This is a genomic window from Kocuria sp. NBRC 114282, assembly GCF_030268385.1.
GTDB lineage: Bacteria > Actinomycetota > Actinomycetes > Actinomycetales > Micrococcaceae > Kocuria > Kocuria palustris.
Genome location: NZ_BSQO01000005.1, coordinates 1 through 12914, shown reverse-complemented (window position 1 = coordinate 12914; position 12914 = coordinate 1). Strand labels below are relative to the sequence as shown.

Annotated in this window: 12 protein-coding genes, 1 tRNA gene and 2 pseudogenes; 8 read left to right on the top strand and 7 right to left on the bottom strand. The window is 67.4% G+C overall.

Annotation, left to right across the window (positions count from 1 at the left end):
* Window positions 1-5: 5 nt before the first annotated feature.
* A complete protein-coding gene (pstB, locus tag QSJ40_RS09460; RefSeq protein ID WP_053446833.1) occupies window positions 6-785 on the top strand; it encodes a phosphate ABC transporter ATP-binding protein PstB in 780 nt (259 codons plus the stop codon).
* Between the two features lie 176 nt (window positions 786-961).
* On the opposite strand, the gene QSJ40_RS09455 is transcribed toward pstB, so the two are convergent.
* The 4 genes from QSJ40_RS09455 to glsA all read right to left on the bottom strand — a co-directional run bounded on the left by QSJ40_RS09455 (window position 962) and on the right by glsA (window position 5948).
* Window positions 962-1993 carry an inorganic phosphate transporter gene (locus QSJ40_RS09455; RefSeq protein WP_285730504.1) on the bottom strand — a complete coding sequence of 344 codons (1032 nt, stop codon included), beginning with the start codon at window positions 1991-1993 and terminating at the stop codon, window positions 962-964.
* Window positions 1994-1996: 3 nt separating this feature from the next.
* Window positions 1997-2617 carry a hypothetical protein gene (locus QSJ40_RS09450; protein ID WP_040560387.1) on the bottom strand — a complete coding sequence of 207 codons (621 nt, stop codon included), beginning with the start codon at window positions 2615-2617 and terminating at the stop codon, window positions 1997-1999.
* A gap of 363 nt (window positions 2618-2980) precedes the next feature.
* Window positions 2981-3697 carry a hypothetical protein gene (locus QSJ40_RS09445; RefSeq protein ID WP_006213574.1) on the bottom strand — a complete coding sequence of 239 codons (717 nt, stop codon included), beginning with the start codon at window positions 3695-3697 and terminating at the stop codon, window positions 2981-2983.
* 91 nt (window positions 3698-3788) lie between these two features.
* Window positions 3789-5948 carry a glutaminase A gene (gene glsA / locus QSJ40_RS09440; RefSeq protein ID WP_285730500.1) on the bottom strand — a complete coding sequence of 720 codons (2160 nt, stop codon included), beginning with the start codon at window positions 5946-5948 and terminating at the stop codon, window positions 3789-3791.
* A gap of 106 nt (window positions 5949-6054) precedes the next feature.
* Between glsA and QSJ40_RS09435 the strand changes: the two genes are divergently transcribed.
* A tRNA-Lys gene (locus QSJ40_RS09435) sits at window positions 6055-6127 on the top strand.
* Here the strand turns inward: QSJ40_RS09435 and QSJ40_RS12810 are convergent.
* Window positions 6089-6313 carry a hypothetical protein gene (locus QSJ40_RS12810; protein ID WP_352156441.1) on the bottom strand — a complete coding sequence of 75 codons (225 nt, stop codon included), beginning with the start codon at window positions 6311-6313 and terminating at the stop codon, window positions 6089-6091. The two genes, QSJ40_RS09435 and QSJ40_RS12810, sit on opposite strands and share 39 nt — an antisense overlap.
* A 225-nt stretch (window positions 6314-6538) precedes the next feature.
* Between QSJ40_RS12810 and QSJ40_RS09430 the strand changes: the two genes are divergently transcribed.
* From QSJ40_RS09430 to QSJ40_RS09410, 5 genes and pseudogenes are all read left to right on the top strand, one after another.
* The gene (locus QSJ40_RS09430) at window positions 6539-6766 is read left to right on the top strand and encodes a helix-turn-helix domain-containing protein (RefSeq protein WP_285730497.1); all 228 of its coding nucleotides are present in this window, start codon (window positions 6539-6541) and stop codon (window positions 6764-6766) included.
* On the top strand, window positions 6763-7578 hold the full coding sequence (locus QSJ40_RS09425) for a hypothetical protein (protein ID WP_285730495.1): 816 nt from the start codon (window positions 6763-6765) through the stop codon (window positions 7576-7578). The genes QSJ40_RS09430 and QSJ40_RS09425 overlap by 4 nt, the downstream gene beginning before the upstream one ends.
* Before the next feature lie 85 nt (window positions 7579-7663).
* A complete protein-coding gene (locus QSJ40_RS09420) occupies window positions 7664-8020 on the top strand; it encodes a DUF2637 domain-containing protein (RefSeq protein ID WP_171004187.1) in 357 nt (118 codons plus the stop codon).
* Window positions 8021-8317: pseudogene (locus QSJ40_RS09415) on the top strand (glutathione-dependent formaldehyde dehydrogenase); the annotation flags it as partial.
* A 271-nt stretch (window positions 8318-8588) separates the two neighbouring features.
* A complete protein-coding gene (locus QSJ40_RS09410; protein ID WP_278857666.1) occupies window positions 8589-9473 on the top strand; it encodes an NADP-dependent oxidoreductase in 885 nt (294 codons plus the stop codon).
* 280 nt (window positions 9474-9753) lie between these two features.
* Here QSJ40_RS09410 and QSJ40_RS09405 read toward each other — a convergent pair.
* Together QSJ40_RS09405 and QSJ40_RS09400 are read right to left on the bottom strand one after the other, a co-directional pair.
* Window positions 9754-10918, bottom strand: a pseudogene (locus QSJ40_RS09405) (IS3 family transposase).
* 266 nt (window positions 10919-11184) lie between these two features.
* On the bottom strand, window positions 11185-12345 hold the full coding sequence (locus QSJ40_RS09400) for a hypothetical protein (RefSeq protein ID WP_285730493.1): 1161 nt from the start codon (window positions 12343-12345) through the stop codon (window positions 11185-11187).
* 179 nt (window positions 12346-12524) lie between these two features.
* On the opposite strand from QSJ40_RS09400, the gene QSJ40_RS09395 reads away from it, so the two are divergent.
* Window positions 12525-12914: transposase (locus QSJ40_RS09395; protein WP_285730491.1), on the top strand; the 390-nt coding region annotated here is incomplete at its 3' end.

Genomic DNA, 12914 nt, shown 5'->3' with positions numbered 1-12914 from the left:
ACCACATGTCGAAGCGAATCGACGTCGAGAACCTCGATGTCTTCTACGGAGATTTCCGCGCCGTCGAGGGCGTGAACATCGATATCGATCCCAACACCGTGACGGCCTTCATCGGCCCGTCCGGCTGCGGCAAGTCCACGGTGCTGCGCTCCCTGAACCGCATGCACGAGGTCATCCCCGGCGCCTACACCACGGGCAAGGTCCTGATCGACGGCGAGGACGTGTACGGCCGCGGCGTCGATCCGGTGACCGTCCGCTCCACGATCGGGATGGTCTTCCAGCGCCCGAACCCGTTCCCCACCATGTCCATCCGCGACAACGTGCTGGCCGGCGTGAAGCTGAACAACAAGGCCATCTCCAAGAAGGACGCCGACGAGCTCGTGGAGTCGTCCCTGCGCGGCTCCAACCTCTGGAACGAGGTCAAGGACCGTCTGGACCGCCCGGGCTCGGGCCTGTCCGGCGGCCAGCAGCAGCGTCTGTGCATCGCCCGCGCGATCGCCGTGAAGCCCGAGATCATCCTGATGGACGAGCCCTGCTCGGCCCTGGACCCGATCTCGACCATCGCGATCGAGGACCTGATCCACGACCTCAAGAAGGACTTCACGGTCGTGATCGTGACCCACAACATGCAGCAGGCCCAGCGCGTGGCCGACCGCACCGCCTTCTTCAACCTGGAGGCCACCGGCAAGCCCGGCAAGCTCGTGGAGTACAACGACACCACGAACATCTTCCAGAACCCGCAGCAGCAGGCCACCGAGGACTACGTCTCCGGTCGCTTCGGCTGATCGGCAGGGCCTGCCCGCGCAGGCTCCTCAGCGCCACTCAGCGCCCCCGCTCGGATGGATCCGAGCGGGGGCGCTGTCGTGCTCGGACGGCGTGCCCGGGAGCAGATCGAGCGGTCCCGCGGCGTGCGTCGGGGGCAGGAAGCGCAGCGGCGACAGCCGGGGAAGGCAGGGGCCCTTCAGAGGCTCAGCAGGGGGGAGGCCGCAGTGACCAGCACGGCGCTGGCGGCGGCGCAGGCGGGGATCGTGATGATCCAGCAGCCGATGACCTGGGCGACGACCACGTGGTGCGTGGAGCGGAAGCGCTGGTTCACGCCTGCGCCGAGCACGGCGGCGGCGGTCGTCTGCGAGGTGGACATCTGCACGTCCGAGCCCAGCGCCACGGGCAGCAGCAGGGCGCCGGCCACGGCCTGGGCGGTGGCCCCGCGCACGGCATCGGGGCGGACCATGCGGGAGGAGATCGTGCGGGCGATCTGCCAGCCGCCCAGCAGGCTGCCGCCGGCCAGGCACAGGGCCACGACGACGTCGATCGCGACGGCGGCCTCGGGCGCTTCGAGAGCAGAGAGGCCTGACAGCCCCGCGACGGCGGTGACCAGGGCGATCATGCGTGGTCCGTGGATCACGCCGTGGCCGAGGTTGATGGCGGTGGCGCCGATGGCCAGGACCACGCGCGCCGAGAGGGTGACCTGGTCGGCCTCGAACCGACTGGCCAGGTGCACCACAGGGATCAGCAGTACCCAGGACAGGGCGAAGGCGACCAGCGGGCCCAGGACCACGGGCAGGAGCAGAAGGCCCAGGGGCCAGGCCGAGCTCGGGGGATAGCTGGTCAGGCCCAGGGCCCCGGCGGTCAGGGAGGCTGCGAGCAGGGAGCTGGTCAGGGTGGCGCCCATGGAGGCGGGCAAGCCGCGCTGCCAGGTGAGAAGGGCCCAGGCGATGCTCACGATGAGCGCGCTGGCGACCACCAGCAGTCCCGCGCGCGGATCCGGGAGCAGCGTCTCCAGGTTCTCGGTGGCCTGCTGCATGGGCACCAGCAGGGTCACCAGCGCCACGCCCAGGACGTTGAGCACTGCGGCCATCACTAGCGCCGTGCGAGCAGTCAGGGCCCGATGGCGCACGGGCATGGCGATCGCGTTGGAGACGTCGTGCCCGGAGCTGATGATGGCGAAGGCCAGAGCCAGGACGAGGACGGCGGCGGAGGCTGCGAGCAGCACGGATCAGGCCTCGGAGATGCTGATGCGCCCGACCTCGTGGGCCAGCGCCGTCATGGAGCGGGCGGCCTCGTGCAGCTGATCGGCGGTCTGCAGCGACTCGAAGGCCTCTGCTGGCTCCAGCTCCCGGAACAGCTGCTGCCGGTGCACCAGGAAGGTCCGCTCGGTCTGCTTGCGGAGGCGGTGCATGTCGAACCAGTACTCGTCGAGCCCCTCGAGCGTGCGCAGCCGCAGCACGGCAGTGCGCGAGAGCGAGGCCATGCGGCTGATGCTGGAGAGCTGCTCCGTGGTGTGGGCGCCGTGGGAGAGACGGTGCGGGTCGACGGCAAGGGCCTCGACGCACAGCTGGAGGTGCTCGGAGGCCTCCGCCAGGTGGCTGCTGAGGATGTAGATGTCCGAACGGGGCAGGGGCAGGGCGTAGGTGGTGCGAGCCGAGGTCATGGCCCCGAAGTGCAGATCCGCGGTCCGGGTGCCGATGCTGCTGATCTGAGCCTGCAGCTCGGCCACGCGATCACCCTCGGCGGGAAGCATCTCAGAGCAGCAGCGCACCGCTTCCTGCACCTGATCGCTGAGCTGCGCCAGGGTGTGCAGCACCCCGCTGTCCTCGGGGAAGACACGCAGTGCCATGGAGCCATGCCTTCGGTCGATGGAGCGCATGAGCCCGCAGCGGGGCGGCTGCGGGACCTGGTCAGGGACCGGCTCGTGGCCGATCGATGGTTTAGGGGGTGCCGGACCGGGAGCGCCTCTCGGCGTGTGGCCGCTCGAAGCGGCTGAATGATGGAGCCCGGGGCTGCCGCAGCCCGGCACCTGGCATCCATTGTAGGGGCCGCCCCCGGTGATGGGTCAAAGCCGCCGACGGGGCCGGGGTCCGCGCCGGCTCCGCGCGATCCCGTCGTGGGTCCGAGCCCGACGACAGGGTCCTGATCACTGCCCGACCGGCGTGGGCCCATCGCCGGTCGGGCGCTGCCGGGCTCTCGGTCCGGCAGCGCCTCAGTCGAGCGAACCGGCCCGCCAGGCCCGAGCGGCGGCCTCGAGATCATCAGCGGTGCGCTCGAGGCGCTTGGCCCCGGCGATCTCCTGGCGCGCCATCCGCTCGCCGTCCAGCTCGGCGGCCGCAGCCTCGACGGCGAGCTCGCCTGCGGCGGGACTGCTCGGAAGGCGCTCGGTGGTGCGTCGGGTCTCGTCGTCCGAGGCCCAGGGATCGCCCAGACGGGTGCGGCCGAGCGCTGTGACGCGGCAGAAGGCGGCGAAGCGCTCCAGGGCGACGTCGAAGTCGCCGTTCCAGGCGCCCGAGAGGATCGCGTCGGCCATCTCCCGGATCTCCGCGGCCCGGGGCGGGTCGGCCACCCCGGCCACCACGTAGGAGACCTGCGCCGTGTCGCGCCCGGCCTCGAACCACCTGCTCAGGCGCACCGGATCCGCCTGCACAGCAGAGCGCAGGGCGTAGAGCCGCCACAGCGCCCCGGGAAGGCTGACCGGAGGGGCCTCCGACCACAGGGCGGCCAGGCCGTCGAGGCCCTCGGTGTCCGTGAACTCGACGAGCCGGCGCCTGACCTCGGGATCCTCGTGCCCGCGACCGCGGTGCAGCACGGCCGCAGCGGTGACGTGGGCGGCTTCGGCGAGCACGGCGGGATCGACCCCGCCGATCCTCTGGTCGAAGAGGGCGGGGTCGAACTTCACCGGGCGGTGATGATCACGAGCAGACATGCCTCCAGCGTACGACCGCTGCTGCCGGTCGCATCAGGCCGCACGGGTCCGATCAGCGCTCAGCCGAAGCCCCGTGCGAGCAGACCAGAGCTCAGTCCTCGACCGGGGTCTCGTTCCAGTGGTCGCCGGGCTCCCAGCCGATGTTGGCGCGCAGGGCGGTTTCCAGGTCATCCGAGGCGGCCCGGGCCATCGAGCGCCACAGCTCCAGAGCTGCGGCGGGCTCCTCCTGCTCCAGCGCCCGCAGGGCAGGGGCGTCGAGCACGCGCACCACCAGGTCGGTGCCGGCCACGGCCTGCACGCTCAGCCGCTCGTCGCTGACGCCTGAGGAGCGGAAGACGGTGCCCGGGCGCATGCGGCGCACGACCGAGCCGTCCTCGTGGGAGCCGTGCGGGATCATCTCCACGAGGCCCTCGACCACCAGGACCACCGCGGACTCGCCGGGCTCCAGGTCCAGCACGGGCTCGCCCTCGCGGACCCGCAGCTCCTGGGCGCGCGACCAGATCGTCTCGGCGATCTCGTCGTCGGTGTCGCGCAGCAGGTCGGTGGAGCGCGCGGCCTCGATGGTGGACTCGGCGTCCAGATCGGGCATCTCGTCGGAGGCGGTGGCGTCGTCGTCGCGTCGGCGCAGCTGCTCGATCAGCTGATCCTCCACGTGCGCCAGGGCCTCTTCGCGGGTGGCGAAGACCGTGAGGTTCTCCGGCTTGGTCGTGGTGCGGATCTTGCGCGCCGCCGAGATGGCAGGCAGCGAGTCGGTATAGGGGTTGGACGGGCCATCGGGGTCGTCGTCGGGCTCGTCCTTCCAGATGTCCTCCCAGACGGTGTCCCAGGCGTCGTGCCAGTCGTCGGTCCAGGGGTCGCCCACGACCAGGGCGACGTCGCGGCCTGCCTCGCACAGCTCCGTGGCGGTCACGGCGATCAGGTGGCGGCCGAAGCCGGCGATCTGATCGACGTCGGACAGGTCCAGGATCACGGAGCTCGCCGTCTGCGCCGACTGGCGCAGGGCGCGCACCGTCTCCTCCGTGCCCGGGAACAGGAGGTTGCCCTGGATCTCGATCACGGCCACGTCCGAGGCCAGCTCGCTCAGGGCCCGGCGGGAGTCCTCATCGCGGTGGGTCAGGGAGCGGGCGTCGGCCAAGGAGTGGATGGAGCGCACGGTGCGCTTGGACGGGCGCGGGCCGCGGGCGAAGTGCAGGTCCATGGCCTGGGAGATGCGCTCGCAGGCGGCCGTGCCGCGCACGCTGTTGCCGTGCTGATCCAGCGGCGGGGCGAACGTGGCCACGGCCAGCTGGCCCGGGACCACCGCGATGATGCCGCCGCCCACGCCGGACTTGCCGGGCAGGCCCACGCGCACGAACCACTCGCCGGCGTCGTCGTACATGCCGCAGGAGTTCATCACCGACAGCACGCGCTCGACCGTGACCGGCTCCATGACGCGCTCGTCGGTGAACGGATTGCGCCCGCCGGCGGCCAGGGTGGCGCCCATGATCGCCAGGTCCCGGGTGTCGACCATGACGGAGCACTGGGCGAAGTAGTCCTCCAGCGCCTGGGTGGGGTCCTCCTCGATGATCCCGACGGAGCTGAGCATCCAGCCCAGCGCGCGGTTGCGGTCGCCCTCCTTGTGCTCCTGGGAGTAGACGTCGGGATCCATCATCAGCTCGCGCCCGGCGAAGGCCGAGAACAGCTGCCGGACGCGCTCGCGGCGGGCGGTGCCGCGGTGCGGGTCCACGAGCCAGGAGGCGGTGATCGCCCCGGCATTGATCATGGCGTTGGCCGGGCGGTTGGTCTCCGGATGCAGCGAGATGCGGTTGAAGGACTCGCCGCTGGGCTCCACATCGATCTTGGCGTCCACGCCCCCGAAGCCGCGGTCCTCGATCGCCAGCCCGTAGACGAAGGCCTTGGAGATCGACTGGATGGAGAAGCAGTCGCGGCTGTCGCCGGCCTCGTAGATGTGCCCGTCGGCGGTGGCGACCACGACGGCCAGCTTCTCCGGATCGGCGTTGGCCAGCGCCGGGATCGACGACGACGGCTCGCCCTCGGTCAGTTCGCGGACCTCATCCAGCACGGCGGCCAGGGCGCCCTCGATGGGCGACGGGCCGAAGAGCTTCTCGGACTCGGACCACTCGGGGCTCGGGCGCTGGGTGTCGGCCCATCCCAGCGGGTCGCCGTTCTCGTCGAGCTGGTAGGCGGTGCTCTGGTCGTCGTCGGTGTTCTGGGCGGTCTCGTGTCGCTGCTGCGTGTCGTGGGAGGTCACGGGACGACGGTACCGGGATGGGCGGCGGATGCCGATCTCTCGGCCGAGGCCCATGCGGTGCCTGGTCTACGATGGTGGGCGTCGTCCGCACGTCCGGGCGGCGGTGGGGCCCTTAGCTCAGCTGGCAGAGCAGTGGACTTTTAATCCATGGGTCGTGGGTTCGATCCCCACAGGGCCCACTCCTTCCCCTCAGCCCCTGCGGTGACCATGTCGCCGCGGGGGCTTCTCCGTGCCTGGAGCAATTCCGGCCCCAGTAGGTCTGCCAGCGAGATGTCGAGCCAGGCCGCGATCTCGACGAGCTCGGAGATCGAGAACTCCCTACTGCCGTTCAACCGGACGCTGACCGCGCTCTTGGCGATCCCCATGTGACGAGCGAGGTCGCTTTGGGTGCGGCGCCTGCGCCCGAGCCATGCGCGGACTTCATTGCTGACGTGGTGGGCGACGGCGCTGCCGCGCTGGCCCTCGTTGGTCGTAGTCATGGCGAAAGCATATCGCGATGCGTGGTCAAGGTGCGCTCAAGGCGACACGTGGTTCTCGAAACACGATCAGTGATCGTGACATAGGGTGCTCAAATCGAGCACGATGATCGCATGACAAAGCAGAAGCAGCTCGCGCTCCAGATCCGATCCCGGCTGGCGCTGCGCGACATGACTCAGAAGCAGCTCGGTGAGGCGCTCGGGCTCGGTCATGCAGCCCTCTCGGCGCGCATGAACGGGCACAAGGACTTCACGGTCACAGAGCTGATGAAGACGGCGGAGGTGCTCGGGGTCTCGCTCCGAGATCTGCTGCCGGCAGAAGACAAGGAGATGCAGCGATGAGCACGACCATGACGACGAACACGACCCCGCTGAATGAGGCCGATGCACGAGAACTGACGGATCAGATCGCGGAGGGGCTCGCTGATGTCCATTCGCTGATCGTGCAGGCCTGGGAAGGCCGCGTATGGGAGGCCCTGGGCTTCGAGACCTGGGACGCCTGGATCGATGCGAACTTCCGTGGGCTCCAGCTGCGTCCACCGCGTGAGCAGCGCGAAGAGGTCGCGCTGTCGATGCGCGAGGCCGGCATGAGCATGCGTGCGATCTCGCAGGCGACGGACCTGTCCTACGGAACGGTGAATCGCTCGGCTCGTTCAGGTGATCCAAATGGATCACCTGAACGGGACTCGAACGTGGTGGGGCTGGATGGCAAGTCCTACAAGCGGCCCGCTCCGACGGCGGAGGACGCTGCTGAGTTCGCGGATGTGTCGCTGGATGGGCTCGGGATCCCGATGGTCGATCCGACGAGCCTGCCTGGGGTTGGTGCTGACCAGGTGCTCTCCGGTGACGTCCTGGATCCGGAGCCTGCATCGACCCGGGAGCCAGTCCGGGCGGAGTCCCGTTGCGCAGCACTGCTGAGGCAGCGCAAGGCGGAGCCGCGCTTGACTGAGGATCCGCAGGATCCGGGGCCGTCTCAGCTGACGATGGCCGCAGCTCGGACCGTGCTGGCAGCCGGCGGCGTGATCGTCGATCTCGGGGTCGAAGACCTTGACGGCGAGTCGCAGGAGGCGCTGCGTCGTGTCCTGGGGACCGTGATCGAGTCCCTGGATGGCGTGATCGGGGACCTGGAGGACGCTGACGATGACGAGGCCTGAGCGCACAGAAAACGATGCGCGCCCGGGGGCATCCGGACGCGCATCTCATCAGCAGGAAACCCAGGATCTAAGAGGATCAACGCTGGTGAGCGACACGGTAGCAGCCACCCCACCCCGCACGTCTCGAATCGACCCGGACACCCGGGGCGTCCAGTGGACGGTCGTCGGTCTGGTGGGCCTGCTCGGACTGACGTCGTTCGCGGTCTCGTTCCGCGCGCTGCATGACGTGGCGGCGTGGGCGGGCATCGGTCCCGGGCTCCAGTGGGCAGTTCCGGTCTTCATCGACGGCGCCATCTTGACCTACGCCTTGGCGGTTCTGGCGCATCGGTCGCGGGGTGAGGCGGTGTGGCCGTCGTGGACCTCGCTGGGGGTGTTCACGGCGATGTCGGTGGCGGCGAATGCGGCGCATGCCGTGGCGGCTCCGACGTCGGTGTGGTGGTAGACCGTGATCGGGGCCGTGCGGCGCGGTGGGACGATCTCGATCAGCGGGGTGTACGGCGGGATGAAGGACCCGCTGCCGTTGATGACGATGTTCGACAAGCAGCTCCAGTTGCGGATGGGTCAGTGCAACGTGCGGCGGTGGACCGAGGAACTGCTGCCGCTGGTCGATGACCCCGCCGACCCGCTGGGCGTGCTGGACCTCACCACGCACACCGCCCCCCTGGACCAGGCGCCGGCGATGTACGAGAAGTTCCAGAAGAAGGAAGACGGCTGCATCAAGGTCGTCCTCAAGCCCTAGCCTCCCAGTACGCGCCGGAGCCCGGTCTCCATCTCGAGACCGGGCACTGGCGTGTCTTGGGCCCGTCCGTGGCCCGCGCCCACACCGGGTGGCCGCGTGGTGCGTTCACCGTTCACGGCCAGCACCGGGGTCGATCGCACACAGCAGCGCAGAGGGGCGCGGGGATTCATCGGGCGAAGTCAGTGGCAGGAATAGTGCTCTAGGGGGCCGTGTTGCCACGGGTATGAAGGCAATTGGATTCCATACCCCCGGTGACCCGGACGTCCTCGACGTGATCGAGCTTCCCGATCCCGTTCCCGGCGAGGGCGAGGTCTTGATTCGTGTTCACGCGGCCGCGGTGAACCCTACCGACCTCACCGGGCGCACCCGGCAGCGGCGGGCGGGGACAGCCGGGGGACCGTATGTGCTGGGCATGGATGCGGCCGGGGTCATCGAACAGATCGGCCCCGAGACCCAGACCGATCTGAGGGTCGGTGATCGCGTCATGGCCATCATCGTCCCGCGCGGCTCACACGGGGCTTATGCCGAACGCGTGGCGGTTCCGGCCGAGTCCGTGGCGCCCATGCCGTCGAACACCGGCTTCGCCGAGGCCGCCACCTTGCCGATGAACGGGCTGACCGCGCGACTGGCCCTGGACAGGCTGGGCCTGGACGCCGGTGATGTGGTGGCGGTGACCGGTGCAGCCGGGGCCATGGGCGGGTACGCGGTGCAGCTGGCTAAGGCCGACGGGCTGACGGTCGTGGCCGACGCCGCACCGCAGGACGAGGAACTCGTCAAGAGCCTGGGAGCGGACCTGGTGCTGCCCCGCGGCGAGGGCTTCGCACAAGCGGTGCGCGAGCACTACCCCGCCGGGGTGGATGCGCTGATCGACGGTGCCGTACAGGGGAACGAGATCGCGGCCGCGATCAAGGACCGTGGAACGGTGATCACCCTGCGCGGATACGACCAACCAGGCGAGCGGGGCATCGTGTTCCAGCCGATCGTGGTGGTCGACTATGCCCGTGCCTCGGAGAAATTACACACCCTTGGCCGCCAGGCCGAAGAAGGCCTGCTGAGCCTGCGCGTAGCCCAGGAGCTCCCGATGGACCAGGCTCCCCAGGCTCACCGGCGCCTGGAAGCAGGAGGGGTGCGCGGGCGGCTCGTCCTGGTCTTCTGAGGTGGCGACAACGGGAGCGCCGTTACCTACTACCTCACGAAGCGTGTAGGGCCGAGGACATGCCGGTATTGGAGGGGGGAGGTGCCGGCAGGCCCTCGACCATTATCGACGGTAGACCAGCACCCTGTGCGCATGAACCGCTGTGGACACCCGAGGATTACCTGACTTGCCCCGAGGTGTTGGGCCGGGAGCACTCACCTTCTGAGGCGGTCTCATGCGGTTGGTGCGACTGAGGGTCGTAGTGAGTTGGGACTGATGCACGAGTAGGTGTCAGCTGGGGTTAGGCCGCCAGGCTGACGGTCGGGTTCATGATGGTCTCGTATTCGATGGGGGTCAATCGGCCGAGGCGGGCCTGTCGGCGGCGGCGGTGGTAGGTCCTCTCGATCCAGGTGATGATCGCGATCCGCAGTTCGTCTCGGGTCCGCCAGCGTTTGCGGTCCAGGACATTCTTCTGGAGCAGGGCGAAGAAGGACTCCATCGCGGCGTTGTCCCCGGCCGCACCGACCTGTCCCATCGATCCGATGAGGTGATGACGGTTCAGAGTGTGCACGAACTTCCGTGACCGGAATTGCGATCCTCGGTCCGAATTCACGATGCATCCGGCGGCGCCTCGGCGTCGCGAAGCAGCGTTGTCCAGGGCGTTCACCGCGAGACGAGCCTTCATCCGGGAATCCATGGAGTAGCCGACTATCCGACCGGAGAACACGTCCTTAATGGCGCAGAGGTAGAGCTTTCCCTCATCGGTCCAGTGCTCAGTGATGTCGGTCAGCCACAGCTCGTTAACGTCGTCGGCTGAGAAGTCGCGCTGGACGAGATCGTCGTGGACTGGCGGACCGGGGCGCTTCCCATTCTTGCCGCGCTTCTTCCCGAAGACGGACCACCACTGGTTGTCTCGGCAGATCCGCCACGCGGTCCGCTCGCACATGCGCTGGCCAACGGATTCCGCTTCGCCGGCGAGGAACCGGTAGCCGAACTCGGGATCATCGCGGTGGGCGTCGAACAGAGCGTTCGCCCGATAGGCCTCGACCAGCTCGGACTCGGTGACCTGCTGTTTCCGCCAGCGGTAGTAGGGCTGGCGGGAGAGCTTCAGGACCCGCAGGGACACCGCGACAGGGACGCCATCGCCGGCGAGCTCGCTCACGAGCGGGTAGAGGATTCTCCCGGCAGGTTCGCCTGCGAGAGGTAGGCGGCCGCGCGGCGCAGGACTTCGTTCTCCTGCTCGAGCAACCGATTCCGGCGAGCAGATCGCGCAGCTCGGAGGACTCCTCTCTGGTCTTGCCGGGCCGGGCACCGTCTTCGACATCGGCCTCGCGCATCCAGTTCGTCAGGCAGGACTCGGAGATCCCGAAGTCCTTCGCGATCATCGACAGCTTCTGGCCAGGTTCGCGGTTTCTCGCGACGCGCACGACGTCGTCACGGAACTCCTGGGGATAGGGAGCAGGCATGGTGCACATCCTTCCCTGCAACGCCGCGGAGCGCCACAGATCATGTGACACCTACTCGTGCATCAGTCCCTGCTGCCAGCAGGGCGAGATCGGGGGGCAAGGGGTCGACATCTGACCAGTGTCGATCCGGTTTCCACACATGCCTAGGATTTCCGGGCGTGGAGGACAACCGAGTGTGAGTATTCATGTCCCGTAGAGTGCGTGACCATCCTCGGGAATATCGCCTCGTCCGGCCGTGCCAGTAGCCTGAGACAGGAAATGCTTCGTCATTTAAGTTGTTTATCGAGGTGGAGCAAATAGACCAAGTCGTAGGCATCGCGGGCCGCTCTGGCCCTCATGGCCTGCTGGACGGCTTTTACAAAAATTGCGACCCCGGCTCCGCCAAGTGAGGCTGGTATGAGCATATCTAGCACGGCTCCTGACGTGACAGATGCCAGAGTAAGGGTGGATGGCATCGCCTCACTCACGAGAGCCTTGCCTGTCTCTCTAGCGACCCTGGTGGCTGATGCGTCCGTGCGAATTTTTTTGATGGCAGGCTGCACTTCGTCATACCATAACTCGTCTAGCTCATGGGCAAGAGTGTCATCCCAGGCCAAAGAGTCCAACTTGGCGGCGTAAGACTTGATTGCCCTGCGGTAATCACGGCGGCTGTCAGTCAGTTGCTCACGGGCTTCTAGGATCATGGTCATAGGGGCGTCGGGAAATGCCGGCAATCGCTCGATCAGTCCAGTCCCTGCCGTGGCTCGGCGCGCCTGGGGCTCGGTTCGACCATTGCTGCCTAGACGGACGTTACCTGACCGGATCAGCTCGGTGGAAAAGGGGTCGAGCAGAACTTGCGTTTCTGGAGAATTCAAAGCCTGCGCGAGTCGCCTGCTAAACCAGTCAAACTGTTCCTCTGAGTCTATGTCGAAATCATCAAAGCCATCATTCAATAGTGCGACCGCACCGGAGTCGATCGCAGCCTCAAATGCTTCGGCGTCTGATGGATTTAGCTGCGTCTCAACAATTCTTGATAGATCGTTAATCGGTCCCCTAAATCGCGCTTCCATTTGAGTGCGGGTTATTGAATCTGGTTCACTGTCAGCGGCGCTTCGCAGTTCACGACGAAAATCTCGTCGAATTTGTGGGTCGTTGGGCACGCCTAGCCTGTGTAGAACGTCCGCCGGCAGTTCGGAGAACTGTCTGAGGCGATCCTCGCCTTTCAAATTGCGGAGCGGTGCCATGGTCCAGGCCCAGGTGAGGCCCGGGGCTAAGAGTTCTATCTGGTCTGCATAAAGCAAGCTAGATCGAACCATACGTAGCTCGTGCTGCAGTGAAACTTCACCACTGGGGCCAGCGTGCGGTGCGACCCCAACTGTAATTCGCAGCCCAGTTTCACGGGCCTCATGGCGGTCCCGACGACTTTTGCGTTTGGATTGTTTGCCCATGACGACAGTGTCGACCTTACCGCCACCGATCCCGGGAGGGCGCGCTGGGATGAGACGAGCTGTGACCTGTTGAGGGGGCGAGCCACAACCAGGCGAGTATGACTGCCCAGTCTGTCAGTGGCATCCGGAACTGAAGCGCCCTGGGTTTGGTTCCGAGCTTCCTGAAGGAGAATCGGATCATGCCCAAGAAGTTCACCCCCGAGTTCCGCGAACGCGCCGTGCGGATGGTCTTCGACCGCCAAGCCACCGAGGGCGGACCACGCGCGGCCTCCATCCGAGTCGTGGCCGAGTCGCTGGGCTGCGGCCCCGAGACCCTGCACGCCTGGTGCAACCAAGCCATCACAGCAAGCAAGGCCACGCCCGCCGCCACTGGCGAAACCTTGAGCGAAGAGAATCGCAGGCTGCGTCGAGAACTCGCCGAAGCCCGCCGCGCCAATGAGATGGCGGATTCAAGCGGTCAGCGCAACATCTCCTGTGAGATGGGACAGTCACTGACCACAGGAGGATCCGGATGCAGGGCAAGCACGGTCATCTCAGCCGGGAGCAGAAGCAGCTGGCGCTCAGGTTGC

What these genes read in the sequence shown, in the direction of transcription:
- pstB (WP_053446833.1), top strand. Translation starts at nt 6, where the DNA reads ATGTCGAAGCGAATCGACGTCGAGAACCTCGATGTCTTCTACGGAGAT.
- QSJ40_RS09450 (WP_040560387.1), bottom strand. Translation starts at nt 2,617, where the DNA reads ATGGCACTGCGTGTCTTCCCCGAGGACAGCGGGGTGCTGCACACCCTG.
- QSJ40_RS09445 (WP_006213574.1), bottom strand. Translation starts at nt 3,697, where the DNA reads ATGTCTGCTCGTGATCATCACCGCCCGGTGAAGTTCGACCCCGCCCTC.
- QSJ40_RS12810 (WP_352156441.1), bottom strand. Translation starts at nt 6,313, where the DNA reads ATGGGGATCGCCAAGAGCGCGGTCAGCGTCCGGTTGAACGGCAGTAGG.
- QSJ40_RS09430 (WP_285730497.1), top strand. Translation starts at nt 6,539, where the DNA reads ATGACAAAGCAGAAGCAGCTCGCGCTCCAGATCCGATCCCGGCTGGCG.
- QSJ40_RS09425 (WP_285730495.1), top strand. Translation starts at nt 6,763, where the DNA reads ATGAGCACGACCATGACGACGAACACGACCCCGCTGAATGAGGCCGAT.
- QSJ40_RS09400 (WP_285730493.1), bottom strand. Translation starts at nt 12,345, where the DNA reads ATGGGCAAACAATCCAAACGCAAAAGTCGTCGGGACCGCCATGAGGCC.